Raw genomic sequence first — 26188 nt, 5'->3', positions numbered from 1 at the left:
GAAGGATGAGATTGGACTATTTCCAAGCATCATTTTGTACCAGATAAGCTTGGCCGTTCTCATCGTTTCCTGCGGTCTGGATCTCTGTCTCGGGAAGCGGGAACATCGTCTTAGAAGCGGTTGGAGCGGATACACCATAGAATTTAGTTAGGTATTGCTTCTCATAATTTATATATGCCGTCAATTCCTTGTTCATATAATCACCTCCCCAACGAACCAGATCGAAAAATCGTTGTCCTTCCATCGCAAGTTCCAGCTTACGTTCCATATGAATCGCCTTGATACAAGTTTCCTTGTTGCTGAATGCGGCGTGACTGGATGGATAAGGTTTCACTAAATAATTGGCGGCAGGCGTTCCGTCTTCCAGATAAATGATATTATCCGGTTTGGCTGCACGTTCACGGATATCGTTTACTTGCTGCATGGCGGCACTTAATTCTCCGTCGTTCGCTAGGCATTCCGCGTATAACAATTTACAATCACGTAAGCATAGATATTGTAAATTCATGGCAGAACCGGGAGCCCAGCCGGATGAATAGGTGGAGCCAGCTAATCCGGCATCCTGTTCCGCTTTGCTATAGACATGCTTTTTCGGTAGGAATACACCACCGCTACTTACATTTCGTATCCAATCATTAGCAGGCAATCCCCAATCTTTATAGGGAATCTCCATACGTCCTACGGCGAAATCTAAACGAGGGTCCACGGCGATTGTTTTATCATTCTTAGAGATGTAATCATAATCGGTAACACGTTCTGTTACGGATTTTTTATTTCTGTACTCTCCGTCAAGATAAGGAAGTCCGTTTTCGTCTACTTGGAATGAGTTTACCAGTTCGTAAGAGGGTTGATAAAATCCGCAACATCCACCGGGGCCTGTGTTATGAGGATAATTCAGTAAAAATCCGTAATTCCCGTTATTATTGGCTCCGACAGAGAATTGTACCTCAAAAATAGACTCTTTCCCATTTTCGGTAGTTGCGTTAAAATTTGCGTCCAGATCATCTTGTAAGGCTAATCTCTCTCCTTTAGGGCTTAATCCGTTTGCGATAATATCGGCCAAGATCGGTTTGGCGGCTGTCATATCACCTTGTTGCATTAGTATTTTAGCCTTTAACGCTTTTGCCGCTGTTTTCGTAGGGCGTGCCACTTCGGTCTGTTTTTCGGGTAATCCTTCAATGGCCGCTTCTACGTCTGCTAAAATATTAGGATAGATGTCCGTACCGTTATGAACTTTCGGGTCATTTTCTTCAGCGGCGATCGTCTCGTCGATATAGGGCATGCCGGTCGGTCCGAAAATCTTTACCCCTTCGAACATGAATAGGGCACGTAAGAATTTTAGCTCCGCGGTCCGGTAGGCCTTGGTTGTCTCATCCATGTCTGCCGCTTCTTTCATCACATTGAGTGCTAAGTTGCAACGTTGTGCTCCATAATATGCGTCTTTCCACTTATTCTGTAAATAGTCGTTTGTGGCCGTGACGGCATACGTCTCTACGGAGTTCAATACAGATTGGTCATTGGATTCGGAGCCTTTATTAGCGTCACCTCCGTATACACCACCGAATACCCAATTGAACATATTGTCATATCCGGTCGGCCGGGTCAAACCGGCATAAGCGTTGACCACCAATAACTCAACCCCTTCAGCATTTGTTAATGCTTCTTGGTCAATACTGCCTTGAGGAGCTTTATATAGAAAATCCTCACCGCAAGAACTCAAGGTAAATAAAGCAACTGCGCTTACTATTAATATTTTATGTCTCATAATAGTCGTTTTTATAGTAAAATGGATTTAGAAAGTAAAATTCACGCCCAATAAGAATCGCATAGTTGTAGGCCAGCCTCCCATATCGACTCCTCTTTTTAAGTCTACACGTCCGGCTCCGTCGGTGTCAGAATCGCTTTGCCGTAAATAGGCGTTGGTAAACTCTGGGTCCAAGCCTGTATATCCGGTGACCGTAAGGATATTCTCGGCTTGTAAATACAGGCGGAGATTCTGGATACCAGCCTTCTTGAGTAATTCCTTAGGCAAGGAATATCCCAATACGAGATTTTTCAGGCGTAAGAAGGAGGCGTCTTCTACGTAATAAGAGCTAGAATAAGCTCCGGAATAGTTATCTTCCGTATTCAGCATAGGAAGGATAGCATTACTGTTATCGCCATTCAATGTCCATGATTGATCTCTGAGGCGTGAGGATTTATTACCGTTGAAAGTCCAGAAATCGGTAAAATATTTTGTGTTATTATATAAGTCATTGCCGATAGAGAAGTTCCAGAACATAGTAAAGTCCCAGTTTTTCCATGTTAACGTGGCGTTGAGGCCTCCGGTTAAGTCCGGATGAGGAGAGCCGATAAAGGTCCGGTCGCTATCATCCAATTTGCCGTCTCCGTTCAAGTCCTCGAAACGGAAGCGGCCGACATAAGCGGCAGCGTCTGCCTCTGTGATATCACTTTGTCCGAATGGCTTGGTTGCCATAACATCGGCTACGGACTCATAAAAACCATTTTGCTTCAACCCCCAGAATTCAGACACGGCATGTCCTTTTGTCGTACGGGTTACGTATCCTTCGATGCGCGTACCGCTAGCCCATAGAGAATAATCGTCAGCTTCCGCGAGTTTCAAGACCTCATTTTTATAATGGGATAAATTCAAGGATAGATCCCATGCCCAGTCTCCTTTTCGGTCACGGTAATTAAACATGAAGTCGAAACCGGTGTTCTTTATATCTCCGAAGTTGATATAAGGGCTTCCGGATTCTCCGGCCATCGAGGTGTAGGCCGCTTGTATCAACATATTGGATGTCTTCTTCGTATACCATTCGAATGAACCGCTGAATTTACCATTCAGGAAGGTTGCGTCCAGACCCAAGTTGACCATCTTGGTCATTTCCCATTTCGTATCAGTGTTACCGTAGGTACTGAGGCGGAATCCGGTTGTCTCGCTATTGTTCGCTCCGGTCATGTCGTAATTCGTATAGGAGGTGCTGGTCGTGAACAAATTGGCGAAATTAGTCGCGACAGGAATCTCTGAGTTACCCGTGATGCCGTAACCGGCTCGTATCTTTAAGTCGTCCAGCCAATCTCGGCTTGGTTCCATAAATGCCTCCTCTGACATACGCCAACCGGCGGAGATAGATGGAAAGACTCCGTAACGATTATTTTCCGAGAAACGGGAAACACCGTCCCGGCGGATAATACCGGTTAATAGATACTTATCCTTATATCCATAGTCTGCACGGGCAAACATACCAAATAGCGCGAATTCTCCATTGTAAGTGGAAGAATTGGTACGTTGGCTATTGTTCTCGCCCATATCCAAGGTGTATGTATTGGTATTGTCTTCGAATAAATAGTTATATCTACGTGCGTTGAGGGATCTGCCTAAACCGTCCCGAATAGCCTCTGTTCCCAATAAGATGTTCAAGGAATGGATCTCATTGAATGTTCGGCTGAAAGATAACGTGTTGGTCCAAACCCAACGATAATTAAAGTAATTACTTTCGTAAAAGTTATTTTGACCGCCGGACTCGGAGAACTCTGGGTTGTTTTTAGTCATCGAGTAAGAATAGTCATTACGATAATCGATACCGAAGTTTGTTTTAAAAGTCAGTCCAGTCCATAGGTCTGCCTCTCCATATACGTTGCCAAATACACGTTGGGTAGTGGCATAATTATCCTTATTCCTTTCACGAATAGCTACAGGATTCTGGAAATTGCCGGTCCCGGCGAATAAGGAGCCTGCATAATTGCCCGCATAGTCATAAACCGGTACATAAGGAGAGGCCCGATAAGTCCATGAGTAGATGTTGGACTCTGTACCTGAGAAGCTAAGTCCGTTGTTTTTGCTAAAACTATAAGTTAGGTTCTCTCCGAATCGCAACCATGGGCGGACGTTATACGACGAATTAGCACGTGCTTGATAGCGGGTGAAATAAGATTCGATAGCGGTACCTTGCTGGTCGAAATAGTTCATGCTCATGGTGTATTGCCCTTTATCGGTACCTCCAGACAAGGACAGCTGATGATTCTGCATCCAACCGAGTTGACTGATCTCATCCCACCAATTCGTATCGCCTACGGGCGCATAGACAACGTTGTTCGCTTGATCGTAATCGCTAGGATCGATGGAGGTGCTACCACCGGCGCCGGTTACGGTCATGTAATTAGGGAGATGATTAACCCAAGAGTCGGAAGTGCTTCCAAATTGCTGGTGGAAAGGTAATTCTCCGTTGGCGCTAGCTCCCGTTAGGTCCAGATTGTTTTTCGAGGCTTGCCATTCAACATCAATACGGTCATAAGCGTTTAAGACGTCATAGCGTTTACCTGTTTTAGAGAAACCGTAATATCCGTCATAGGTTAATCTCGGTTGTCCCGTTTTTGTCCCTTTCTTGGTCGTGATCAAAATGACGCCATTCGCTGCTTGCGCTCCGTAGATCGCAGCGGAAGAGGCGTCTTTCAATACTTGCATACTCTCGATGTCATTGGGATTGATAGAGCTTAGGTCTTGGTCACGAGTGGATACGCCATCGATAACATACAAAGGTCCGTTGTCATTGATGGAATTAATACCTCGGATGCGTACCATCGTGGCTGAACCGGGAGCACCGGAGGTACCGATGTTTACGCCCGCCGCTTTACCTTGCAACTGTTGTGTGGCGGAAGAACCGGAAGACGCCAATAGCTCTTCGGTATCGATAACCGCTACGGAACCTGTGATGTCCTTTTTCTGTTGGGTACCGTAACCGACAACGACTACCTCGTCTAGATTTTGGGTGTCTTCCTTTAAGGTAATGTTCATGACGTTCCCGCTTGCAGGTGTTTGTTGAGTTACGTACCCGATGTAAGAGATGACCAGAATGGCATTCGGCTCTACTTCTAATACGTATTTACCATCCAGATCGGTGATCGTTCCGTTCGTGGTACCCTTTACGACTACGTTAACACCTAATAGGGGCTCTCCTTTAGCGTCGGTGATCGTACCCGTTATTTTCCGGGATTGTTGCGTAACGGAGGTTTCCGCTTTTAATACGGAACTTTGCGGTATGATAGCACCGCCTGCCAATAAAAAGCATAAGGCCAATCCTAGCCTGCTTTTAAAGATCGCATGTCTGTGTTTCATAATAAATAGGTTAATAAAGTCTAGTAAACTGAGGCAATATTAAGGTTTGTTTAGACGAAGACCAATAAAAATCAATGAATGCCTTTATCTATTCGGTGAAAAAGCCTTTTTAATCGGCGAACAACTTTTGGTGGAATTCTTTTGTTTTTTATCCGTCTGGGCAAAGAAAAAGGACACCGGCAGGTGTCCTTTTTCTTTAATGTTTACCTATTCTGCCGGTCTGTATGATGAACCGGTTTGTTAGGGCTTTCACAAGTCCTAACGGTGCAAATGTAAATCAAGGAGAGAAGTATAAAAAATAGAATCAGTGAACTGGCGGAATTATTCGATGAACAGGGTTTTTTGTTCGGTAAACTTTCCGTAAGTTCGCGAAATAAAAATTTAACATCTTATAATCATGCAACTATCCATAGATCAAAAAGACATCGATAAATTTCTGATGATAGGCGATAAAGTATTGATTAAGCCTAAGAATCCACAGAGCCAGACTAAGACCGGATTGTATCTGCCTCCCTCGGTTCAACAAGGGGAGAAGATACAAGCGGGTTATATCATAAAGACGGGGCCCGGATATCCGTTGCCTTCTCAATCTGAGGAGCATGAGGTCTGGGAGAAAAAGAAAGGGGAGGAGGTGCAATACTTGCCGCTTCAAGCCCGTGAAGGTGATTTGGCTGTCTATTTGCAGAATGCCGCTTACGAGATCAATTTTAATGACGAGAAGTTCTTGATTGTTCCTCATTCCGCTATTTTGATGTTAGTGCGTGATGAAGGTTTGTTTGAATAAAGCCTTTTGTTAAGGAAAATAGGGCTATATTCACTTTTTTATCTTATTTTTGCCAGCAAAACAAGACAAACTATCAACAGTAGCGATTATAATGAATAAGATTGTAAGTAAAGAACATTTCTCAGCCAACGTGGTGAAGCTGGAAGTCGAGGCTCCTTTGATCGCCCGCTCCCGCAAGGCCGGTCACTTCGTGATCGTGAAGGTTGGCGAAAAAGGCGAACGTATACCTCTTACCATTGCCGGGGCGGATACCGAGAAAGGTACCATCACCTTGGTGATCCAAGCGGTAGGCGGCTCATCCCGTAAAATCTGTGAATTGAACGAGGGTGACTATATCACGGATGTGGTGGGTCCGTTAGGGCAGGCTACCCATATCGAGAAGGTTGGAACGGTTGTTTGTGCCGGTGGTGGCGTAGGTGTCGCTCCGTTGTTGCCGATCGTGGAGGCTTTCCATAAGGCAGGAAATCGTGTGATCGTCGTATTGGCGGCCCGTACCAAGGACTTGGTGATCCTTGAGGAGCAGATGCGCCAAAACTCGGATGAGGTAATTATCATGACCGATGACGGATCGTATGGTATGAAAGGCTTGGTGACGAATGGCGTGGAGAGCGTGATCAACCGGGAGAGGGTGGATTTATGCGTTACGATCGGTCCGGCTATTATGATGAAATTCGTTTCCGCTCTTACAAAGAAATACGAGATTCCTACCGTAGCTTCCTTGAATACGATCATGGTGGACGGAACGGGTATGTGTGGTGCTTGCCGTATTACGGTAGGCGGGAAGACCAAGTTCGTTTGTGTGGACGGACCGGAGTTCGATGCTCATCAAGTGGATTTTGATGAGATGATCATGCGCCTCGGCGCTTATAAGGATATAGAGAAGAAATAACGAAACCACGTAATTGAATCATGACAACAGAAGAATTAATCGCTGCTCGTCGTGCCGAACCTTGGCGGGAGGCGCTTCGCAAAAGCAAGAAAAATAAAGAACGTGCGGATATCCCCCGTGTGAAGATGAACGAGTTGGACCCGGAATACCGGAGTCGTACCCGTTTGGAGGAAGTTAACTTAGGCTTGACAAAAGAACAGGCTATGCAAGAGGCCGAGCGCTGTCTGGATTGTCCGAATCCTACTTGTATGCAGGGATGTCCGGTAAATATCAATATACCTACTTTTATCAAGAATATCGAGCGTGGGGAATTCTTGGAGGCCGCTAAGACCTTGAAAGAGACAAGTGCCCTGCCCGCTGTTTGCGGTCGTGTATGTCCGCAGGAGAAACAATGTGAGAGCAAGTGTATCCATTTGAAAATGGGTAAGGAAGCGGTTGCCATTGGCTACTTGGAACGTTTCGCCGCTGATTACGAACGTGAGAGCGGTAATATCTCGGTTCCGGAGATTGCGGAGAAGAACGGTATCAAGATTGCCGTGGTAGGTTCCGGTCCTGCCGGATTGTCTTTTGCCGGAGATATGGCGAAGCGTGGATATGATGTGACTGTGTTCGAGGCATTGCATGAGATCGGTGGTGTATTGAAATATGGTATCCCGGAGTTCCGCCTACCGAATAAGATCGTGGACGTGGAGATTGATGGCCTTCGTAAGATGGGCGTACGGTTTGAGAAAGATTGTATCGTGGGCAAGACGATCAGTTATGATGATTTGCATGCGGATGGCTTTAAGGGCGTGTTCGTGGCAAGTGGCGCCGGTCTGCCTAATTTTATGAACATTCCGGGTGAGAACTTTGTGGGCGTGATGTCGTCCAACGAGTATTTGACCCGTGTAAACTTGATGGATGCGGCGAATCCGGAAAGTGATACGCCGGTGCTACAAGGGAAGAAGGTGGCCGTGATCGGAGGTGGCAATACCGCTATGGACTCTGTCCGTACCGCTCGCCGTCTGGGCGCTGAGCGTGCTATGATTGTCTACCGTCGTAGCGAGGAGGAGATGCCTGCCCGTCTGGAAGAGGTGAAACATGCGAAGGAAGAAGGTGTGGAGTTCATGACGCTTCATAATCCGATCGAATATATAGGTGATGAAAGAGGCCGTGTGAAACAGATGCGCTTGCAGAAGATGGAGCTAGGTGAGGCGGATGCCTCTGGTCGCCGTCGTCCGGTACCTATCGAGGGAGCTATCGAAACAATCGATGTGGATGAGGTGATCGTTAGCGTCGGTGTATCTCCGAATCCATTAATACCCCGTGCCTTTGGAGGCTTGGAGGTGAGCAAGAAGGGTACGATCGTAGTGGAGGAAGACAGTATGCGCTCCGCTTTAGGCGATGTGTATGCCGGTGGTGACATCGTTCGTGGTGGAGCTACCGTGATTCTGGCGATGGGAGACGGTCGTAAGGCTGCCGCCGCTATGGATGCGGACTTAAGAGGATAAGTATAATATCTATTAGTTCTATAAGGAAAGACGGGTTTGTTTGGACGATCCGTCTTTTTTCTTTTATCGTGATACGGAGATTTATGTTTATTATCTATAAGACTAATTCTTGAAATAATCTCTCAAATGTCTGTTCTAGATCGTTGGAAAAACCGGGATGTGGACGCGAGGTTTGGATAGAGGCACTTCTTATGGCGGTAAGCCAACGAAAGCGCTCCGGAATATCTAGGCTGGCTATAGGACCTCCATCCTTCGCGCCGGAACATATCTTATCGAAAACGTGGAGATTCGTACACAAAGATTCTTTATCTATATCTGATGTGAACAGACGAAGTTTCTCCTCGTCTACATGATAGCGAGCCTTGATGAATTTAGGCCGTTTACAGAACATGATAAGGCCTACATTGATAAACTCCTCCCGTTCGATTTTCGGCACGATACGGATTACGGCATATTCATATAAGTGTTTGTCTTGCATGTCGAGCTTCATTTATAAACGTGTCAGAATGGGCGATTCGGTCAATTAAAAACCGGATATATACATCACGTATCTCTTGAGGCGTACCGGGACTATCGTTCCAATACAACCAATCGTCGGGTACTAGACCTACGATCTCACGAATTTTCTCTTCAGTTAAGATACGTTTGAAATCTTTGTTTACTTCCTCCAGCAGCGTCGCTTGTGGCAATAATACATGATCCTTGATATGGATGAAAGGGCCGATCGCATGTTTTTGCCAATTTACCCATGAGAAATGGAAAAATAAGGAAGCTCCATGATCGATGAGCCAAAGTTCTTTATTCCATATCAACATATTCGTATTCCGGACCGTGCGGTCTATATTTGTCAAAAGAGCATCGAGCCATACGACTTGTGAGGCGAGTTTGGGATCTACACGATTGACTACCGGATCGAAAGTCAAGGCTCCGGATAAAAAATGTAATCCCAGATTGAGCCCTTGACTTGCTTGTAGTAAGTCTTGTATCTCCTCGTCACCTTCCGACCGCCCGAAAGCCTCGTCAAGATTCAGGAAGACCAATTCTGGTACATGGAAACCCAAGCAACGAGCGATCTCACCTCCGATCACCTCGGCTATCAAGGCTTTTGTCCCATGTCCGGCTCCCCGGAACTTAACGACATATTTAAACTCATCGTCCGCCTCCGCTAAAGCAGGCAATGATCCGCCTTCCCGCAGAGGCATGATATATCGGGTAACATTCGCAGTACGTAATTCCATAACCCTCACTTTAATTGAAGATAAAGATACGATTATATTTTAGAAATAAAAAGCCCCGCTATTCTTTCGAACAGCGAGGCCTTTTGGAAGCGAGCGGAAGACGGGACTCGAACCCGCGACCCTAACCTTGGCAAGGTTATGCTCTACCAACTGAGCTACTTCCGCAATTAAATTAGATCGTACTCGAAGCGGGACTTGAACCCGCACAGCCGCAATGGCCAAAGGATTTTAAGTCCTTCGTGTCTACCGATTCCACCATTCGAGCATCCACCTCTTCTCTAAGAGTTGAGCGGAAGACGGGACTCGAACCCGCGACCCTAACCTTGGCAAGGTTATGCTCTACCAACTGAGCTACTTCCGCATTGTTTGTTTCTCTTTTGCGAGTGCAAAGGTAGTACAAATATTTATACTACCAAACATTTTCGGTGAAAAATTTAATTATGGATGTAAATTTTATTACCGTTTGTATCGACGACATATTGTTTGAGGGCTTGTTTCTCCTCAGCGCAAGGTCCTTCCACCGGATTGCCGATACCGTTTAAAAGTTCAAATTTACTACCGCATTTCGGACAAATGGCGTATACGGCAGATTCGTCCACATCTACGATGACATTAGCGGATGCCTCATGAGGACAAGCGGCATCGAACGCAAAGAATGCCCCGGTTCCGTTACTGGACAATCCATGATAAACCAATACGCCTCCAAACCCTGTTTGCTCGCCAGCTTGGTCTACATCTTTAGAGGTGTAGATCTTATAAGCCTGTATTGCATTCAACGCTTTATCTTGATAAGTCAGATCTAGTTCCAGATAGACCGCACGATAGGGAATGCGAGTCTCTATCGTATCTGCGCAAGATAATAGCGTAAACAAGATCAAAAGTGGAAATATCCGTCTTATCTTATCCATGGATCAATTTCTTTTCAGCCTCGTTCATCCGTTCGAAAGAGAAAGAACCTATCACGCTACGCATCATGGTGGCGATTGGTTCGTTACATAGATTACCGATACTGCCTTCGTGTGTATGGTTAACGCTCTTCGAAGGAACGAATTTACCGGCCTCGATATCCAAACCTACTTGCTTATAAGCGTCACGGAAAGGCATTCCGGCCAAGACACGGCGGTTCACTTCTTCCACGCTAAACAATAGAGAATATTTATCATCGTCCAATATATGCTCGTTTACTTTCACCTCGCGCATCATATGAGTTACCATGCGTAAGCAATCCTTCAGCTCGTCGAAAGCCGGTAGGAAGACTTCCTTGATGATCTGGAGATCCCGGAAGTAACCGGAAGGAAGATTATTGCTGATCAAGATGATTTGCTGAGGCAAGCCTTGAAGCTTATTGCATTTGGCACGTGTCAACTCAAATACATCCGGATTCTTCTTATGCGGCATGATACTGGAGCCGGTCGTGAACTGATCCGGCAGTTTGATGAAGCCAAAGTTCTGGCTATTGAACATACAAGCGTCGAACGCTAACTTGGAGAGCGTAGCGGCGATACCCGCCATAGCGAAAGCTACGGTGCGTTCCATCTTGCCACGTCCCATCTGGGCGTATACCACATTGTAGTCCAGCGAGTCGAAACCTAATAAATCCGTAGTCATCTGGCGGTTTAGCGGGAAGGATGAACCATATCCGGCGGCGGAACCCAGCGGGTTACGGTTGCAAATACGGTATGCGGCTTGCATAAGTTGCAAATCATCTACCAAGCTCTCCGCATAAGCGCCGAACCAAAGTCCGAACGAAGAGGGCATAGCTACCTGTAGATGCGTATATCCGGGAAGCAGTACATCCTTGTACCGGTTACTCTGGGAGATCAAAACGTCGAACAAGCCGGAAACCAACTCAACCAATTCTTGTATTTGCGAACGGGTGAAAAGTTTCAGATCCAATAGAACCTGATCATTGCGGGAACGCCCGCTATGGATCTTCTTGCCCATATCGCCCAAACGGCGTGTAAGCATGAGTTCCACCTGCGAGTGCACATCCTCGATGCCTTCCTCGATGATGAATTCTCCACGATCCGCTACGGCGTATATATTCCGTAATTCTGCTAATAAGACGTTTAGTTCCTCTTTGGTCAACAAACCGATACTTTCCAGCATCGTGATATGCGCCATAGAGCCTAATACGTCATATTTAGCGAGGTAAAGATCCAGCTCACGGTCCTTACCTACCGTGAAGATATCTACTTCATGATCTACCTGTACATTTTTTTCCCAAAGTTTCTGAGCCATAATGAAAAAGGAATTAATAAGGCAAGGAGGCGATAACGGTCGAGATTTTATCGACAGCCTCTTGCAAAGGTTTCGATACCATTGGTTTCAAGAACGGATTCAGATCGGCACGAACCGTGATTTTTAACCGTGTGTCGTCCTCGGCCACCTGTTTCAATTGTATCCACAAGAAAAGGGGAACAGGAGAGTTGGTCGTCGTGAACTTGATTAATTTATTCGGCTCTCTTTCTACGATCTGGAAGGTAATCTTACCAACGGGATCGACAGCGAAACTACAGGTATCGCTGTCGAACTCAAAATTTTTTATTTTATCTTGCGGGATGCGATCCTTGATACGTTCCAAGTTGGAAAGATCGGACAACATCGTGAAGATACGTTCATCATTGTGTGGGATCTGTTTGACCTCACTCACAAATTCTTCAGTCATTGAGTGTTTTTTTGTTTATTACTTATTTCGGGTCCCAGTTAGCCGGATCTTTACGCCATTCCTGAAGAACCGCGATCTCAGACTCATCGATGTAATGCGTACGGACAGCTTCTTCCAAGACTGCGTCGTAGTTACTCAATGTAGTCAATGTCACTTTAGCGTCCTTGAAAGCGGCTTCCGCTACAGGGAATCCATAGGTAAAGATAGCTACCATACCTGCGACATCGCAACCAAAGTTACGTACGGCTTGTACGGCTTTCAAGCTACTACCTCCGGTAGATACCAAATCCTCGATGATCACTACTTTAGAACCCGGTTTCAATTCTCCCTCGATAAGGTTTTCCAATCCATGATCCTTTGGCGTAGAGCGGATGTATACGAATGGCAATCCTAATAAATCGGCTACTAAAGCACCTTGAGCGATCGCGCCTGTAGCAACACCGGCAATGGCATCTACGTTCTCGAATTTTTCACTAATCACACGAGCCAACTCCAATTTAATGAAGCTACGAACGACCGGATAAGAAAGAGTCTTTCGGTTGTCATTGTAGATCGGAGATTTCCAGCCGGATGCCCAAGTAAACGGATTGGCCGGTTGCAACTTTACGGCTTTAATCTTTAATAATTTTTCTGCTACTAAACTTTCCAGTGTTTTCATACAATCCTATATTTATATCAGTTTGCAAAAATAGATAAACTGAATGACATTACCTTGAATATCGTACGTTAATTTTTTATTAATATTTATGCGACAGATAGGGCTAAAATGCTGATGCGTATGCCCGGAATCCCTGATAAAGCCTTTGCGCAAGCGGAAATCGTGGCTCCGGTTGTGATCACGTCGTCTATGAGCAGGATATGTTTGTTTTTTAAGCTTTCCGGATGAATGACATTAAAAATAGAACATACATTTAACCAACGGTCGTAAATGGCCTTACGAGTTTGGGTGCTTGTGTGGGTGGTGCGGGCCAGACTTTGCGTATCGATGGGGATATCCCATATGGAACGGATGCCGGAGGCGATCCATTCGGACTGGTTGTAACCTCTTTGCCGTTTTTTGCGGGGATGCAGGGGAACGGGGATAAGGAGGTCTACGGTACATATCGGGCTGTGATCCGCTTGGAGCTCTCTCGCTATCTGCCGTCCGAGTAGATAGCCCAGCTCTTTATTATCATGGTATTTGAGCGAGTGGATCAGGCATTGTACTTTTCCACCTTTCTCGTATCGTAGATAAGCGGTGGCGTATTCGATCCGGTCCTTTCCGATAAAAAGTTGCTCGACGGGGTTGTTCACCTGTTGATGATATCCCGTGTGCGGCAGATCACATAGGCATTTCAGGCAAATTTGTTCTTCTCCCTCGACGAGTGGTCGTTTACATATTTTACATAAGTTTGGGAAAAACAGGTTGAGCAGATTATTCCATGTCGTCGGCATAATCCTCGCAGTCTATTTCTTTGAATAATTGACTTAGGCAATCCAACGTGATCCGGCTTTCGAAACCTCGTCCGGCGGCGAAACGGAGTAACTTGTTGAATAGGTCCCGCTCGTCTTTTCCTTTGGTCGATTTCTTTTTGCTTTTTAGTAAATCGAGTAAGATGGAGCGGTATTCTCCCTCGTCGATGGCGGCGAGCGATTCTTCCCGGATCGGGGAGGGGATGTTTTTCTTATAAAGCTCGTAGCCTATTTTTACCCGTCCCCATTTATTGAATCGTAGCTTATCGTTCACGAAGAAACGGGTGTAACGGGATTCGTCGATAAACCGCTCTTTCAGCAAGCGGGCGATGATACGCTCGGAGGCGTCGGGGGGAAGTCCGGCGGCATCGATCTTTTTCTGTACGTCTTGTATGCAGCGTTCGGCGGCGGAGCAATAGGCGGCTGCCCGGTGCAACATCTCGGGTTCGGTTATCTCTTTCATATTTTCGCTTTTACGATACGGTCTTTCCCGTATAGATCTTGTATTAATTCGACTTCGGTGTAATTCTCTTGACGTAGCATCGCTACGGTCTCTTTTCCGCAAAGGGCATTGATCTCGAAGTAAAGATGCCCGCCTTCCACCAAATGCCTTTGTCCGAAGCGGGCGATGGCCCGGTAGAAGAGAAGCGGATCGTCGTCGGGAACGAACAAGGCTAGATGAGGCTCGTTCTCCAGAACGTTCGCTTCCATGGTCGCTTTCTCTCTATACATTATATAAGGGGGATTACTGACGATGCAGTTTAAGTTTCCTATAAGAGACGCTTCGGTTTCCTCCGTATGGGATTTTAGTTTCACGTACGTGAAAATTTTGTTTCTCGTACATGAAAATCTAGTTTCACGTACGTGAAAATTTTGTTTCTCTTGCATGAAACTGGAATAACCTTCGGAAAGGATATCCAATTCATGGAAGGATACGGAAACTTGATTCATACGGGCGTTCTCCTCGGCCATGGCGAGCGCTTCGGGTGATATATCCACCGCCGCTACCTCTGCCTTCGGAAGATGTTTCGCCAAGGAAATAGCGATACAGCCGCTTCCCGTACCAATATCTAATATACGAGGGGCTTGGCCTTGGTAGTCCGTGATGATCCGCTCGACCAACTCGGCGGTTTCCGGGCGGGGAATCAATACGTCCGGCGTCACCTTAAACTCCATCCCGTAAAAATCCGCTATGCCTAATAAGTATTGTATGGGCTTGTATAAACGCAGTCCTTCTACAATCTCCTTGATTTTAAATTTCTCCGTATCAGATAATTCTTTACCTTTGCCTAACAGGAGTTGATGGGTAGAAAGACCGCAAACACGTTCCATGATGAGCCGGACGAGCGCTTGGGCTTCGCCGGGAGGATAAATATCTTTGAGGGAATTTCGGATGTAGGCGATGGTCTCAGTCATATCTTACTCTTGTTTTATCGCGAAAGTAGTGTAAAAACCGTTTATATGCAAAGATTATGGTAGAGGTTGAAGAGAAATACATGGCTCGTTGCATCGAGTTGGCCAAAGGAGGGAGGGGAAATGTCAGTCCGAATCCGATGGTTGGTGCGGTGGTTGTGCATAAGGGCCGTATTATCGGTGAGGGATTTCACAGGAAATGTGGGGAGGCGCATGCCGAGGTGAATGCTATCGCTTCCGTGAAAGACGAGTCTTTGTTGAAAGACAGTACGATTTATGTGAGTCTGGAGCCTTGCTCTCATTATGGGAAGACGCCTCCTTGCGCCGAGTTGATTATCCGGAAAGGGATTCCACGGGTGGTGGTCGGTTGCTTGGATCCTTTTCCCGAGGTGTCGGGGCGAGGCGTGCGGATGTTGCGTGAGGCTGGTGTCGAGGTCGTCACAGGCGTGATGGAGGAAGAAGCCCGTGCGTTGAACAAGGCGTTTATGACGCTACAAACGAAAGGCCGTCCTTATATTATCTTGAAATGGGCGCAGAGCGAGGATGGGTTTATCGATCGTTTGCGTACGGACGTGTCGGAGCCGGTCACGGTTTTGTCTTCTCCGGAGACTTCACGCTTGGTGCATAAACTTCGCTCGGAGGTGGCGGCTATCATGGTCGGTACACGGACCGCTTTATTGGATAATCCTTCATTGAACGTGCGCCATTGGTCCGGTAATTCTCCGGTTAGGGTCGTATTGGATCGCCGGCTCGTTATTCCCGATTCTTATCGGTTGCTGAATGGTTTCTCACGTACATTAATATTTACGGAGAAGGAAGTGGAAAACCGAGAGAACATGGAGTATATCCGGATAGATTTCGAGGGCCCGGTGATCCGGCAAGTGCTAGATCATCTTGCTGCCCGGAAGTTGGATTCCTTATTGGTGGAAGGTGGGGCCCAGTTGATTAATTCTTTCGTGGAAGCGGATGTGTGGGACGAGGCGAGGGTGGAAACAGCTCCGGTTCGCCTGTATCAAGGGGTGCATGCGCCGATGCTTGGAAAGGAGGCTGTTAGCGGCATCTCTAGACGTTCTGTTATGAGCATTAAAAATCATAACTATGAAATTTTAAATCATAACGATGAGTTCGAAAAATCATAACTATGAATTTTAAGGCTCATATAATCAACTAAAATATTATAAATATTAGCAGGTATTAGGGTGAAAGCAAAAAATGTTTCTACTTTTGTGCCTTTATATGCGACAAACTTATGTTTTTGATGAAAAATAAATTAGTACTATTTATAACAGGTTGTTTTGCGTTAGTGCTGTCTTCTTGTTTGAAGTCAGATGAAATCGTTGGTGTAGAAGCTATTAAGAATTGCCAGATACATACTTTTTCATTAAGTCATGATTCTGTGTCGGGGTTGGATACTGTGAAGTTTACGATAGACCAGCTAACGGGACGGATTTTTAATATAGACTCTTTACCTTTTGGTACGAAGATCGAGAAAGTGGTTTGTAAGATTGGGTTCGCTAATTCTTCAGTGATAGGTGGCGTGGAGGCTAGTCCCGAGGCTTATCCCGATTCCACTTATTATTTAAGTAGTTTGTCGGATTCCATCGATTTCTCCGCTCCGGTAAAGTTCGTGGTTCATGCGTATGACCAAGTCACGACAAAAGTCTATATGGCGCAGGTGAATATCCATCAAGTGGTTCCGGACTCTATGGTTTGGAGTATGTACGCGAATCCTATGATTGGCATTACCGTGAAGGATCAGAAGGTGGTAACCTACGATTATAATGGATCGGAGAATTACTTTATGTATGTGAAACCCGCCGAGTCCGGTAAACCTTACCAATTATATTACGCTTCGGTAAGTGCGCCTAAGGGCTGGCAGTCATTATCCTTGGCCGGTCTGCCTTCCGATGGGCTTTTGATCTCCCAGATTACTGAGTATAACAATGCTTTATATGTGCCGGCTACAAATGGCACATTATATAGATCCGAGGATGGCTTGACTTGGAGCGCTGTAGAGAACGCCCCTTCCGTGAAATACGTTTTGGGTAGCGTGAAGCAGGGCACGAAACAGCCTTCCGCCTTAGCTACGATCGTGGATCAGGAAGGAAAGCTAGCGTTCTATGCGATGAACGAATCCATGGAGTGGATCGCCGGAGATGCGGTGGCTAGCGGATTCCCTGTTACCGGATTTAGCAATCTCCAATATGCCGCAATGTATCATGAGTACTTGATGACCGCCGGCGGACGTACCGCGGACAACCAAGTGGTTAATACGACTTGGGCGACCATGGATGGTATCTCTTGGGCGTTGATGGCTTCCGGTGACGCAAACTTCACGAAGCGTGAGGGAGCGATGATCACGAATTATGACGATAAGTTTTTCTTGATCGGAGGTATCGACGCTTCGAACAAGGCATTGAAAGATATGTATCAATCGATAGATTATGGTATTTCTTGGTCGTTGATCGACTCGATGGTGGTGTTACCGACCGACTATGCGGCGAGAGGCTTTTCCTCAATTATTGTGGATAAAGAGAATTTCGTGAACATTTTCGGAGGAAAGACCAGCACTGGTTCCAATGACTTGAACCAACTTTGGAGAGGCCGTATCAATCGTTTGATCCCGAAGGAATAGAAAAGTTCGATAGGAGATGTATAATTTTATGAGGCTTTTAGCGTTAGAAAAAGAAGTGTGGTATATATAACAGCAAGGCTTATGACTTCAACTTTTTTTCAGCGGCTTCTCATAATCATCCTATTAGCGGGTACGGTCCCTACGCTTTGGGCGCAGGAATATAAGTACGAGATCGGTGGTATGGCTGGTGGCGCCTTTTATATGGGCGACGCCAACAAGAATACGATATTTAAAGGAATGAATCCGGCGGTGGGAGCCGTGTTCCGGTATAACATCAACTTTCGTTGGGCCTTGAAAGCCAACTTGATGTGGGGACAGGTTTCCGGTAAGACCGAAGGTATGGAGAACGTTTTTCCGAATAATGCCCAAACCTCTTTCAACCGTAGTATCATGGAGTTGGGGGGACAGGCAGAGTTCAATTTTTTCCCGTATAGCGATAAGTTCGACTATGCGGGGGCGAAGCGTTTCTCTCCTTATGTCTTGGTGGGCATAGGGCTGACGGTGGCTCCGGGTGGCGGGAAGACTTTCGCCAGCCCGAATATTCCTTTAGGCGTGGGCATGAAATATAAGATCAAGAACCGCCTTAATTTAGGGTGCGAGTTCTCGTTTCGTAAGTTATTTGGCGATGGCCTAGAGGGAAAGGACATGTTGGACGATCCGTATGGTGTTAAGGGTAGCGCTCTTAAGAATAAAGATTGGTACTCTTTCTTGTTGTTGTCTGTTACATGGGATTTCGGCCCGAGGTGTCGTACTTGTAACAATGCGAAAAATATAAGTGAATATTAGTAAGATAAAAAATGTCGTTGATTGAGAAAATAGACAAGAATCGCTTGCCACGGCACGTGGCAATTATTATGGACGGGAACGGACGTTGGGCCAAGGCGAAGGGGAAAGACCGTAGCTTCGGGCATCAGGAAGGCGTTGTTTCGGTCCGTAAGATTATGGATGCGGTCACTCAACTCGGATTGAAATATCTGACGTTGTACACTTTCTCTACCGAGAACTGGAATCGTCCGGAAGAAGAGGTCCAAGCGCTGATGAGCTTGCTGGTCTCTGCCATTCACCGGGAGACTCCGGACATGATGAAGAAAAACGTTCGCCTTACCGCCATAGGCGATCTTTCCCGTTTGCGTGAGGATGCTTATAATACATTGCAAGAATGTATCGATACGACTTCGGCGAATACGGGAACCACACTTGTTTTGGCGCTTAGTTATTCTTCCCGGTGGGAGATCACCAGAGCGGCTAGGCAACTCGCCCAAGAGGTCTTGGAACAGAAAATAAACCCCAATGATATAACCGAGGCTATGGTCTCGGACCACTTGACGACCAAAAATATCCCCGATCCCGATCTTTTGATACGGACCGGAGGAGAGAAACGCATCAGTAACTTCTTGCTATGGCAGTTGTCATATGCTGAATTCTTCTTTACGGATGTGTTTTGGCCGGATTTCAGAGAAGAAGAGTTGTATGAGGCTATATTGTATTACCAGCAACGTGAGCGTCGTTTCGGTAAGACAAGTGAGCAATTAATCTTATAAACAATAGCTGTTATATGTACAAAAGAATAGTGCTGTTTTTTATTTGCTTGGGTTTCGCTTGCGGTGCGTTTGCCCAAGAAATAGACACTACCCAAGTTGAGGCGCCGGCAGAAGTGCCGGTCATTTCGTACTCGTTAGCTCCGAAGAAATACAAGATTGCGGATATAAAGATTACGGGTATCAAGAATTATGATGATTTTGTGTTGATCGGCTTCTCGGGCTTGTCGGTAGGCGATGAGATTACCGTGCCGGGGGAAGAGATCACTACAGCAGTGAAACGTTTTTGGAAACATGGCTTGTTTTCGGATGTGAAGATCTTGGCGACGAAGATCGAGGGCGACCAGATTTGGCTGGAGATCCAGCTGAAGCAGCGTCCGCGTATCTCGCAAGTCAATTACCACGGTATCAAGAAAGGCGAGCGTGAGGACTTGGAGGCGAAGCTGGGCTTGAAGAAAGGTTTTCAGGTGACACCGAACGTCATGGACCGTGCCAAGATCGTGATCCAGAAGTTCTTCGATGGCAAAGGCTTTAAGAACGTGGATGTCGAGATCGAGCAAAAGGACGATCCCGCGAATGAAGGCGAGGTGATCGTGGATATCAATATCGATAAGAATGAAAAGACCAAGATCCATCGTATCTATTTTGAGGGTAACGAAAAACTGACCGCCCGGGAGTTGAAGAAGGCGATGAAGAAGACGAACGAGAAGTTCAGCTTGCCGAACGACTGGAAAACCAGTATCATGGAGATGTTCAGCACGAAGAAGTTCACGACTGAGGAATATGAGAACGATAAGAAAAATATAATCGCTAAATATAACGAGCATGGTTATCGCGACGCCGTATTGTTGTCCGATAGCGTAGCGAACTTTAACGAGAAGAAGGTAGATATCTTCTTGAAAGTGGATGAAGGTGAGAAATACTATTTGAAAGATATTCGCTTCGTGGGTAATACGCAATATTCTACGGACTATTTGATGGCCGTGCTGGGTATGAAACCGGGCGAGGTGTATAATCAAAAGAAATTGAACGAACGTTTGAGTACGGATGAGGATGCCGTTTCGAATGTCTATTTTAATAACGGTTATTTGTTCTTCAACGCCGATCCGGTAGAGGTGGATGTAGCGAATGACTCTATCTCGTTAGAGATCCGTATCCAAGAGGGTCCGCAAGCGACGATCAACCGTATTATCATTAATGGTAATGACCGTCTGTATGAGGATATCGTTCGCCGTGAGTTGCGTACGAAGCCGGGTATGTTGTTCAGCCGCGAGGATTTGATGCGTTCCGTTCGTGAGTTGGCCCAGATGGGACACTTCGACCCGGAAAACATGAATCCGGTGCCGCTGCCTGATCCTGAGAATGGAACCGTGGATATCGAGTATAACTTGGTTTCCAAGGCGAATGACCAGATCGAGTTCTCCGCAGGTTGGGGACAGACGGGTGTGATCGGTAAGTTAAGTTTGAAGTTTACGAACTTCTCTATGAAGAACTTCTTAAACCCGAAAACCTATAAGGGCATCATCCCGCAAGGTGAGGGACAGACATTGACCTTGAGCGGCCAGACGAATGGGCGTTACTATCAGGCTTACAGCATCTCCTTCATGGATCCTTGGTTCGGCGGTAAACGACCGAATACATTGTCTGTCAGCGCTTATTTCTCAAAGCAAACCGATATCAGTAGCAATTACTTGACCAATTCCGGTTATGGTTATGGCTATCCGGGCTATGGCTATGGTTATCCCGGTTATTATGGGGGCGGTTATGGCTATGGTAGCAACTATTACGGCAACTATGGTTACAATAATAGTTATGAGTATGCTTACGACCCGGATAAGTCTATCATGATGTTCGGTTTAGCGGCCGGTTATGGTAAACGTTTGAATTGGCCGGACGACTACTTCCAGTTCATGGCGACGTTGAACTATCAGTTGTATATGATGCATGATTGGGACTATTTCTTGGTTAATAACGGAAATTGCCATAATATCAACTTGGAGTTGATGTTGCAACGTAACTCGATCGATAACCCGTTGTATACTCGTAAGGGTTCACAATTCATGTTGTCTGTAGCTGCTACGCCTCCTTACTCTTTATTCGATGGTAAGGATTATGCGTCGATGTCAAGCTCAGACCCGGATAAGTATAAATTCATCGAGTATCATAAATGGAAGTTCAAAGCGAAGATCTTCTCTCCGTTGGCTCCGTTGACCGTGAAACGTACGCCGGTATTGATGACCCGTGTTGAGTATGGTTTCTTGGGTACTTATAATAAAAATAAGAAGTCTCCGTTCGAGACCTTCTATATGGGTGGTGACGGTATGAGTGGTTACTCCAGTACCTATGCTCAGGAAACGATCGGTTTGAGAGGTTATGAGAATGGTAGTATCGCCGGTAATGGTGGTTACAACTCTTATGGATACGCTTATTCTCGTTTGGCTATGGAGTTGAGATATCCGTTCTTGCTGGAGCCTTCCTCTACGATCTACGGATTGGTATTTGTGGAGGCTGGTAACGCTTGGACTGATTTGAAGAATTTTAATCCGTTTAACTTGAAACGCTCCGCCGGTGTCGGTGTCCGTATATTCTTGCCGATGATCGGTTTGATGGGACTCGACTGGGCTTATGGTTTCGACGAGCCGAATTATGGATCTAATGGTAAACGTAGCGGTAGTAACCTGCACTTTATCATCGGACAGGAATTCTAAAATATAGATCGGGTATAGCTTCGTATGTAGAGACGGGGCGTGTTCCGTATGTAGAGACGGGGCACGCCCCGTCTCTACATTTAAATAAATACTTTTAACGAATATTGGTAGGCTGTAAGTAAACCCTCTGTTATATTTGCAGTCATAAAGTAGAACTATAAATAAAGAGAGTATGAAAAAGATTATCACATTGAGCTGTCTGATGTTGCTTTGTTCTTTTGCCGGCATGGCACAGAAGTTCGCTTTAATCGACATGGAATATATATTGAAGAATATTCCGGCTTACGAAATGACCAATGAGCAGTTGAGCCAAGTTTCCAAGAAATGGCAAAATGAGGTGGAAGCGATTCAGCAAGAAGCTCAGAATATGTATAAGAATTATCAGAGCGATCTGGTATTCCTCTCTGCCGAGATGAAAACGAAACGTGAGGAAGAGATCGTGAAGAAAGAGCAAGAGGCGCAAGATCTGAAGCGTAAATATTTCGGTCCTGAGGGTGAGTTATATAAGAAACGCGAGAGTTTGATGAAACCGATTCAAGACGAGGTGTATAATGCGGTGAAAGAAATCTCGGAAGACAAGGGATATCAAATTGTTTGGGATCGAGCTTCAGCTATGAGCATTATTTTCGCTTCTCCGAAGATCGATATCAGTAATGAAGTGCTGATTAAGTTAGGATATTCAAAATAAATGCTTACATTTGTGCGCTTTATGCATGAAAAGTGTGAAAGCTTGATTAATAACAAAGTAATTATATAGTAAAAATGAAGAAACTTATTGTTTTATTGTTGATGATTCTCCCGTTGGGAGCTATCGCTCAGGAAGTTAAAATTGCGTTTGTAAAAACTCAAGAGGTGTTTATGGCTATGCCGGAGGTATCTGGTATGGAAAAACAAATGGCAGACTTGAATGAGAAATATAGAGTTGAATTGAAGCAAATGCAAGATGAATACCAAAAGAAATATTCAGACTTCGTAGCGCAGCAAGATTCATTGACAGAAAATATCAAGTTGAGAAGAATGCAAGAGATTCAAGATATCCAAGAACGTATGGATAACTTCGTTCAGGTAGCTCAGCAAGACGTACAAAAGAAACAACAGGAATTGTTGCAACCGATCCAACAGAAGTTGCACGAGGCTATCCAGAAGGTAGGCGAGGAGAAGGGATATACGTATATCATCGATCCGGCAGCTTTGCTTTATACGGGTACTAACGCAGTAGACGCAACTCCGTTTGTTCGTACGAAACTCGGTTTGTAATTAGCGAGAAAATTTATTCTATAGAATAAAAGAGGGGGTGTTTTCCGAAAGGATTGCACCCTTTGTACTTTATAAAAGAAGGTTTCTGATATGTTTCCACAAACTCCCGGTCCGATCGGTCTTTTTGATTCAGGTTATGGCGGACTTACGATTTTCGATAAGATTCATCAGTTGATGCCCGGTTATGATTACGTTTATCTGGGCGATAACGCACGTTCTCCTTATGGAACCCGTTCGTTCGAGGTCGTTTATCAATTTACCCGTCAGGCGGTATCGCGTCTGTTTGAGTCGGGTTGCCAATTGGTGATCTTGGCTTGTAATACGGCATCCGCGAAAGCGCTTCGTACGATCCAACAAAAAGACTTGCCTACATGGGACCCCAATCGTCGTGTATTGGGAGTCATCCGTCCTACAGTTGAGTTAGTGGATACGATCAGCCGTACCAAACATATCGGTATCGTAGGTACGAGCGGTACGATTACGTCCAATTCTTATACGATAGAGATCGGCAGGATGTACCCACATATCCAAGTGACAGGCGAGGCTTGCCCCATGTGGGTTCCTTTGGTAGAGAATAATGAGTTTAATTCCCCGGGAGCGGATTATTTCGTGAAAAAGCATATCGACCATATATTATCCGTAGATCCGCAAATCGATACGCTTATCTTGGGATGTACTCACTATCCCCTTTTGATGGATAAGATCCGTGCTTTTCTTCCTTCCGGCATCACTCTATTCTCGCAAGGCGAGCATGTAGCGGAGAGTTTGCGAGATTATTTAGGGCGTCACCCGGAAATGGATCGTAAACTCACGAAGGGAGGAAGTTGCCGTTTTCTTACCACGGAGTCGGCAGAGAAGTTTTCTGAGGCGGCCTCTATCTTCATGAATACTCCGGTTTCGGTTTCCCAGATCGAGCTATAACGCCCCTAGGCCCTATGAGGGAGATGTATATGAACGCTATTTATACTTCCCTCCTTCTTTATGAATACTTGAAAGATATCGGATGAATTCATTTGAATATCTAGTATAATTCTACAGATCACGCCGTGGTCTGTAGAGTTCACGGCGTGATTTGTATAGTTCACGTTGTGGTCTATACAGACCATGACGTGAATTAGAAAATAAAATAAGGAGCGAGAACGTATAAGTATAGAAAGAAATAGGTATAATACCCTATCCTATCTTAAATTCTTGCCAGATGTCTGTCTTCTACAGAAAAGTCAGACGTTCCCTTATTGGATGCTCTTTCCAAAAGGAGCCAAGGCTAAAGCTGCCATCTTAAAATGTTGCATGCCGAAAGGGATGCCGATGATCGTGATACATAGCAAAAGGCCGAATCCCAGATGCGTAAGGCAAATCCAAAAGCCTCCGACGAATATCCAGATAATGTTCATGATAAGTGACAAGCATCCTCCGGAATTGCCCTCGTCTACGACACGGCTGCCAAAAGGCCATAAAGCCAGTATCGCTAATTTTAAGGTCTGGAGGCCAAAAGGTATACCAATGATCGTTATCATTAGTATTAGGCTGGATATCAGATATTCTACACTTGTTATAATCCCTCCGAAGAGTAACCATATTATATTCCCCAAGAATTTCATACGCTAGTTATTTAAATGGTTGATACTATCTTTCTCATATATAACAGATGCTTTACTAACTGTGGCTACATGAAAGCTATCTATTTCCGCCAAGATTTGCTGCTTGACCAAAGCGAAGCTATCCCTGTAGGCCGGTTTCACCGGTTCAGAAGGGGGAGCTTCCATTTTTAGCGGATCGATAGGCTGCCCGTTTTTGTGGACACGGAAGTCTAGGTGCGGCCCGGTAGAGAGTCCGGTGGAGCCTACATAAGCGATTTCTTGGCCTTGTTGCACATGGCTGCCTACTTGGATTCCTTTGGCGAAGCGGCTTAAGTGCATATAAGTCGTGGTGTATACGGAGTTATGTTTCACTTTCAGGAAATTGCCCCCGCCGTTTTGATATCCCTTGGCGATAACCGTACCAGCTCCGATGCTGCGTACCGGTGTACCGGTCGGTGCTGCGTAATCAACCCCATGATGCGCCCGGTATCGTTTGAGGATCGGGTGGAAACGGGCGTTCGTAAAACGGGATGTGATCCGGAAAAAGTCTAATGGGGCTTTCAAGAACGCTTTGCGAAGGCTGTTCCCTTCCTCATCAAAGTATTCGAAGATACTGTCTTGGGTGAAAGGAATCGCTACAAACTCTTTGCCTTGATGCGTAAAGATCGCCCCCTCGATAGAGGCGATGCTCAAGGCGGTGGTATCGTCGATGTAAGCCTCATTGTATAGAACCTTGAATGAGTCTCCATCTTTGATATCGAAGAAATCGATTTGCCAAGCGTACACGTCCGATATCTTGATCGCCAGATACGGATCACCTCCGTTGGCCTTGATCACGTTCCATAGGGAAGAGTTTAATACTCCTTCCGTATATTTTTTCTTGAGGGTGATCGGCTTATTAAATTCATAGGCGTTGATCGTATCGCCGGTCAAGTCGATTACGGCATAATCGGTCAGCGACTTGGCGAAGGCGATATATCGGATCGTCTCCAAGGAATCTACCGTGGAAAATGTGTAATAATGCATGCCGGCTCGCAGTTTCGTCGGATCGAGGACATGGGTGGATGCCCTGCTGATACTGTCTGCTTTCAAGGCCGTGAAGCCCAGCCCGGAGAAGATGGAGGCGGGATTATCCCCGTTTTTCATCAAATACTCTTTTACGTCCAAGGAATCGATACAGATGCCGTATTGATACAGATGCTGTGAGCTATCCACCCACTGCGTATCCATGTCTGCGTCTTCCGTGGGCTGTTGGGGCTGTTTGCAGGAGAAACAACTCATCAACATGACTAATACGATACATATAGGTAGTTTCTTGTCCATTTGTCTTCGTTTGTTCATCAAAAATTATTCAACCGGATACAAACTTACGGAAAATAATAGAAATAGCGAAACCTATTTAGCGTAAAGCTTTGTA

The 26188-nt window shown here is 45.6% G+C and carries 24 protein-coding genes and 3 tRNA genes; 11 read left to right on the top strand and 16 right to left on the bottom strand.

Annotated features, from left to right (window positions below; genetic code table 11):
* Positions 1 to 16: 16 nt before the first annotated feature.
* Both NBH07_RS06320 and NBH07_RS06315 read right to left on the bottom strand, forming a co-directional pair.
* Complete coding sequence (locus NBH07_RS06320; protein WP_005867851.1) at positions 17 to 1765, bottom strand: RagB/SusD family nutrient uptake outer membrane protein; 1749 nt, start codon at positions 1763 to 1765, stop codon at positions 17 to 19.
* A gap of 27 nt (positions 1766 to 1792) precedes the next feature.
* Positions 1793 to 5119, bottom strand: coding sequence for a SusC/RagA family TonB-linked outer membrane protein (locus NBH07_RS06315; protein WP_050775566.1), 3327 nt, complete (start codon positions 5117 to 5119; stop codon positions 1793 to 1795).
* A 397-nt stretch (positions 5120 to 5516) separates the two neighbouring features.
* On the opposite strand from NBH07_RS06315, the gene NBH07_RS06310 reads away from it, so the two are divergent.
* From NBH07_RS06310 to gltA, 3 genes are all read left to right on the top strand, one after another.
* Positions 5517 to 5903 (top strand): co-chaperone GroES, encoded by a 387-nt coding sequence (locus tag NBH07_RS06310; protein WP_005859009.1) that lies wholly within the window; start codon positions 5517 to 5519, stop codon positions 5901 to 5903.
* Positions 5904 to 5994: 91 nt separating this feature from the next.
* A complete protein-coding gene (locus tag NBH07_RS06305; RefSeq protein ID WP_005867880.1) occupies positions 5995 to 6792 on the top strand; it encodes a sulfide/dihydroorotate dehydrogenase-like FAD/NAD-binding protein in 798 nt (265 codons plus the stop codon).
* Positions 6793 to 6812: 20 nt separating this feature from the next.
* Complete coding sequence (gene gltA, locus NBH07_RS06300; RefSeq protein ID WP_009016975.1) at positions 6813 to 8282, top strand: NADPH-dependent glutamate synthase; 1470 nt, start codon at positions 6813 to 6815, stop codon at positions 8280 to 8282.
* Between the two features lie 94 nt (positions 8283 to 8376).
* On the opposite strand, the gene NBH07_RS06295 is transcribed toward gltA, so the two are convergent.
* The 12 genes from NBH07_RS06295 to NBH07_RS06240 form a co-directional block, all read right to left on the bottom strand.
* Positions 8377 to 8760: a DUF3037 domain-containing protein gene (locus tag NBH07_RS06295; protein ID WP_005859003.1), complete on the bottom strand. Its 384-nt coding sequence runs from the start codon at positions 8758 to 8760 to the stop codon at positions 8377 to 8379.
* Positions 8738 to 9520, bottom strand: coding sequence for a HipA family kinase (locus NBH07_RS06290; RefSeq protein WP_009016976.1), 783 nt, complete (start codon positions 9518 to 9520; stop codon positions 8738 to 8740). The genes NBH07_RS06295 and NBH07_RS06290 overlap by 23 nt, the downstream gene beginning before the upstream one ends.
* A gap of 92 nt (positions 9521 to 9612) precedes the next feature.
* A tRNA-Gly gene (locus NBH07_RS06285) sits at positions 9613 to 9685 on the bottom strand.
* 15 nt (positions 9686 to 9700) lie between these two features.
* A tRNA-Leu gene (locus NBH07_RS06280) sits at positions 9701 to 9785 on the bottom strand.
* 23 nt (positions 9786 to 9808) lie between these two features.
* A tRNA-Gly gene (locus NBH07_RS06275) sits at positions 9809 to 9881 on the bottom strand.
* A gap of 73 nt (positions 9882 to 9954) precedes the next feature.
* Positions 9955 to 10428, bottom strand: coding sequence for a Rieske (2Fe-2S) protein (locus NBH07_RS06270; RefSeq protein ID WP_005867883.1), 474 nt, complete (start codon positions 10426 to 10428; stop codon positions 9955 to 9957).
* A complete protein-coding gene (argH, locus tag NBH07_RS06265; RefSeq protein ID WP_009016977.1) occupies positions 10421 to 11761 on the bottom strand; it encodes an argininosuccinate lyase in 1341 nt (446 codons plus the stop codon). Before argH ends, NBH07_RS06270 begins: the two co-directional genes overlap by 8 nt.
* A 13-nt stretch (positions 11762 to 11774) precedes the next feature.
* Positions 11775 to 12188, bottom strand: a complete 414-nt coding sequence (locus NBH07_RS06260; protein WP_005858994.1) for an SRPBCC family protein — start codon at positions 12186 to 12188, stop codon at positions 11775 to 11777.
* Positions 12189 to 12210: 22 nt separating this feature from the next.
* Positions 12211 to 12846 carry an orotate phosphoribosyltransferase gene (pyrE, locus tag NBH07_RS06255; protein WP_005858992.1) on the bottom strand — a complete coding sequence of 212 codons (636 nt, stop codon included), beginning with the start codon at positions 12844 to 12846 and terminating at the stop codon, positions 12211 to 12213.
* Positions 12847 to 12932: 86 nt separating this feature from the next.
* Complete coding sequence (locus NBH07_RS06250; RefSeq protein WP_009016978.1) at positions 12933 to 13622, bottom strand: ComF family protein; 690 nt, start codon at positions 13620 to 13622, stop codon at positions 12933 to 12935.
* Positions 13603 to 14103, bottom strand: coding sequence for a regulatory protein RecX (locus tag NBH07_RS06245; RefSeq protein WP_009016979.1), 501 nt, complete (start codon positions 14101 to 14103; stop codon positions 13603 to 13605). Before NBH07_RS06245 ends, NBH07_RS06250 begins: the two co-directional genes overlap by 20 nt.
* Complete coding sequence (locus tag NBH07_RS06240; protein ID WP_009016980.1) at positions 14100 to 15056, bottom strand: N5-glutamine methyltransferase family protein; 957 nt, start codon at positions 15054 to 15056, stop codon at positions 14100 to 14102. Before NBH07_RS06240 ends, NBH07_RS06245 begins: the two co-directional genes overlap by 4 nt.
* 56 nt (positions 15057 to 15112) lie before the next feature.
* On the opposite strand from NBH07_RS06240, the gene ribD reads away from it, so the two are divergent.
* The 8 genes from ribD to murI all read left to right on the top strand — a co-directional run bounded on the left by ribD (position 15113) and on the right by murI (position 24112).
* Complete coding sequence (gene ribD, locus NBH07_RS06235; protein WP_005867892.1) at positions 15113 to 16192, top strand: bifunctional diaminohydroxyphosphoribosylaminopyrimidine deaminase/5-amino-6-(5-phosphoribosylamino)uracil reductase RibD; 1080 nt, start codon at positions 15113 to 15115, stop codon at positions 16190 to 16192.
* Between the two features lie 119 nt (positions 16193 to 16311).
* Positions 16312 to 17688, top strand: a complete 1377-nt coding sequence (gene bamI / locus NBH07_RS06230; protein WP_005867894.1) for a BamI family beta-barrel-assembly machinery protein — start codon at positions 16312 to 16314, stop codon at positions 17686 to 17688.
* An 81-nt stretch (positions 17689 to 17769) separates the two neighbouring features.
* The gene (gene porG, locus NBH07_RS06225; protein ID WP_008772658.1) at positions 17770 to 18474 is read left to right on the top strand and encodes a type IX secretion system protein PorG; all 705 of its coding nucleotides are present in this window, start codon (positions 17770 to 17772) and stop codon (positions 18472 to 18474) included.
* An 11-nt stretch (positions 18475 to 18485) separates the two neighbouring features.
* Positions 18486 to 19229 (top strand): undecaprenyl pyrophosphate synthase, encoded by a 744-nt coding sequence (uppS, locus tag NBH07_RS06220; protein ID WP_005858978.1) that lies wholly within the window; start codon positions 18486 to 18488, stop codon positions 19227 to 19229.
* A gap of 14 nt (positions 19230 to 19243) precedes the next feature.
* A complete protein-coding gene (gene bamA / locus NBH07_RS06215; protein ID WP_009016982.1) occupies positions 19244 to 21934 on the top strand; it encodes an outer membrane protein assembly factor BamA in 2691 nt (896 codons plus the stop codon).
* A 172-nt stretch (positions 21935 to 22106) separates the two neighbouring features.
* The gene (locus NBH07_RS06210) at positions 22107 to 22622 is read left to right on the top strand and encodes an OmpH/Skp family outer membrane protein (RefSeq protein WP_005858974.1); all 516 of its coding nucleotides are present in this window, start codon (positions 22107 to 22109) and stop codon (positions 22620 to 22622) included.
* A 74-nt stretch (positions 22623 to 22696) separates the two neighbouring features.
* The gene (locus NBH07_RS06205) at positions 22697 to 23191 is read left to right on the top strand and encodes an OmpH/Skp family outer membrane protein (RefSeq protein ID WP_005858972.1); all 495 of its coding nucleotides are present in this window, start codon (positions 22697 to 22699) and stop codon (positions 23189 to 23191) included.
* Positions 23192 to 23281: 90 nt separating this feature from the next.
* Positions 23282 to 24112: a glutamate racemase gene (gene murI, locus NBH07_RS06200; RefSeq protein WP_008772655.1), complete on the top strand. Its 831-nt coding sequence runs from the start codon at positions 23282 to 23284 to the stop codon at positions 24110 to 24112.
* Between the two features lie 311 nt (positions 24113 to 24423).
* Here murI and NBH07_RS06195 read toward each other — a convergent pair whose 3' ends face one another.
* Both NBH07_RS06195 and NBH07_RS06190 read right to left on the bottom strand, forming a co-directional pair.
* Positions 24424 to 24792 (bottom strand): YccF domain-containing protein, encoded by a 369-nt coding sequence (locus tag NBH07_RS06195; protein WP_005867901.1) that lies wholly within the window; start codon positions 24790 to 24792, stop codon positions 24424 to 24426.
* 3 nt (positions 24793 to 24795) lie between these two features.
* Positions 24796 to 26094, bottom strand: a complete 1299-nt coding sequence (locus NBH07_RS06190; protein ID WP_156682701.1) for a M23 family metallopeptidase — start codon at positions 26092 to 26094, stop codon at positions 24796 to 24798.
* Between the last annotated feature and the right edge of the window lie 94 nt (positions 26095 to 26188).

It is taken from the genome of Parabacteroides sp. B2-S-102 (assembly GCF_023656665.1).
In the GTDB taxonomy this organism is placed as follows: Bacteria; Bacteroidota; Bacteroidia; order Bacteroidales; family Tannerellaceae; genus Parabacteroides; species Parabacteroides distasonis.
This window is presented reverse-complemented; position numbering and strand designations above follow the sequence as displayed.

What these genes read in the sequence shown, in the direction of transcription:
- NBH07_RS06320 (WP_005867851.1), bottom strand. Translation starts at nt 1,765, where the DNA reads ATGAGACATAAAATATTAATAGTAAGCGCAGTTGCTTTATTTACCTTG.
- NBH07_RS06315 (WP_050775566.1), bottom strand. Translation starts at nt 5,119, where the DNA reads ATGAAACACAGACATGCGATCTTTAAAAGCAGGCTAGGATTGGCCTTA.
- NBH07_RS06310 (WP_005859009.1), top strand. Translation starts at nt 5,517, where the DNA reads ATGCAACTATCCATAGATCAAAAAGACATCGATAAATTTCTGATGATA.
- NBH07_RS06305 (WP_005867880.1), top strand. Translation starts at nt 5,995, where the DNA reads ATGAATAAGATTGTAAGTAAAGAACATTTCTCAGCCAACGTGGTGAAG.
- gltA (WP_009016975.1), top strand. Translation starts at nt 6,813, where the DNA reads ATGACAACAGAAGAATTAATCGCTGCTCGTCGTGCCGAACCTTGGCGG.
- NBH07_RS06295 (WP_005859003.1), bottom strand. Translation starts at nt 8,760, where the DNA reads ATGCAAGACAAACACTTATATGAATATGCCGTAATCCGTATCGTGCCG.
- NBH07_RS06290 (WP_009016976.1), bottom strand. Translation starts at nt 9,520, where the DNA reads ATGGAATTACGTACTGCGAATGTTACCCGATATATCATGCCTCTGCGG.
- NBH07_RS06270 (WP_005867883.1), bottom strand. Translation starts at nt 10,428, where the DNA reads ATGGATAAGATAAGACGGATATTTCCACTTTTGATCTTGTTTACGCTA.
- argH (WP_009016977.1), bottom strand. Translation starts at nt 11,761, where the DNA reads ATGGCTCAGAAACTTTGGGAAAAAAATGTACAGGTAGATCATGAAGTA.
- NBH07_RS06260 (WP_005858994.1), bottom strand. Translation starts at nt 12,188, where the DNA reads ATGACTGAAGAATTTGTGAGTGAGGTCAAACAGATCCCACACAATGAT.
- pyrE (WP_005858992.1), bottom strand. Translation starts at nt 12,846, where the DNA reads ATGAAAACACTGGAAAGTTTAGTAGCAGAAAAATTATTAAAGATTAAA.
- NBH07_RS06250 (WP_009016978.1), bottom strand. Translation starts at nt 13,622, where the DNA reads ATGCCGACGACATGGAATAATCTGCTCAACCTGTTTTTCCCAAACTTA.
- NBH07_RS06245 (WP_009016979.1), bottom strand. Translation starts at nt 14,103, where the DNA reads ATGAAAGAGATAACCGAACCCGAGATGTTGCACCGGGCAGCCGCCTAT.
- NBH07_RS06240 (WP_009016980.1), bottom strand. Translation starts at nt 15,056, where the DNA reads ATGACTGAGACCATCGCCTACATCCGAAATTCCCTCAAAGATATTTAT.
- ribD (WP_005867892.1), top strand. Translation starts at nt 15,113, where the DNA reads ATGGTAGAGGTTGAAGAGAAATACATGGCTCGTTGCATCGAGTTGGCC.
- bamI (WP_005867894.1), top strand. Translation starts at nt 16,312, where the DNA reads ATGAAAAATAAATTAGTACTATTTATAACAGGTTGTTTTGCGTTAGTG.
- porG (WP_008772658.1), top strand. Translation starts at nt 17,770, where the DNA reads ATGACTTCAACTTTTTTTCAGCGGCTTCTCATAATCATCCTATTAGCG.
- uppS (WP_005858978.1), top strand. Translation starts at nt 18,486, where the DNA reads ATGTCGTTGATTGAGAAAATAGACAAGAATCGCTTGCCACGGCACGTG.
- bamA (WP_009016982.1), top strand. Translation starts at nt 19,244, where the DNA reads ATGTACAAAAGAATAGTGCTGTTTTTTATTTGCTTGGGTTTCGCTTGC.
- NBH07_RS06210 (WP_005858974.1), top strand. Translation starts at nt 22,107, where the DNA reads ATGAAAAAGATTATCACATTGAGCTGTCTGATGTTGCTTTGTTCTTTT.
- NBH07_RS06205 (WP_005858972.1), top strand. Translation starts at nt 22,697, where the DNA reads ATGAAGAAACTTATTGTTTTATTGTTGATGATTCTCCCGTTGGGAGCT.
- murI (WP_008772655.1), top strand. Translation starts at nt 23,282, where the DNA reads ATGTTTCCACAAACTCCCGGTCCGATCGGTCTTTTTGATTCAGGTTAT.
- NBH07_RS06195 (WP_005867901.1), bottom strand. Translation starts at nt 24,792, where the DNA reads ATGAAATTCTTGGGGAATATAATATGGTTACTCTTCGGAGGGATTATA.
- NBH07_RS06190 (WP_156682701.1), bottom strand. Translation starts at nt 26,094, where the DNA reads ATGGACAAGAAACTACCTATATGTATCGTATTAGTCATGTTGATGAGT.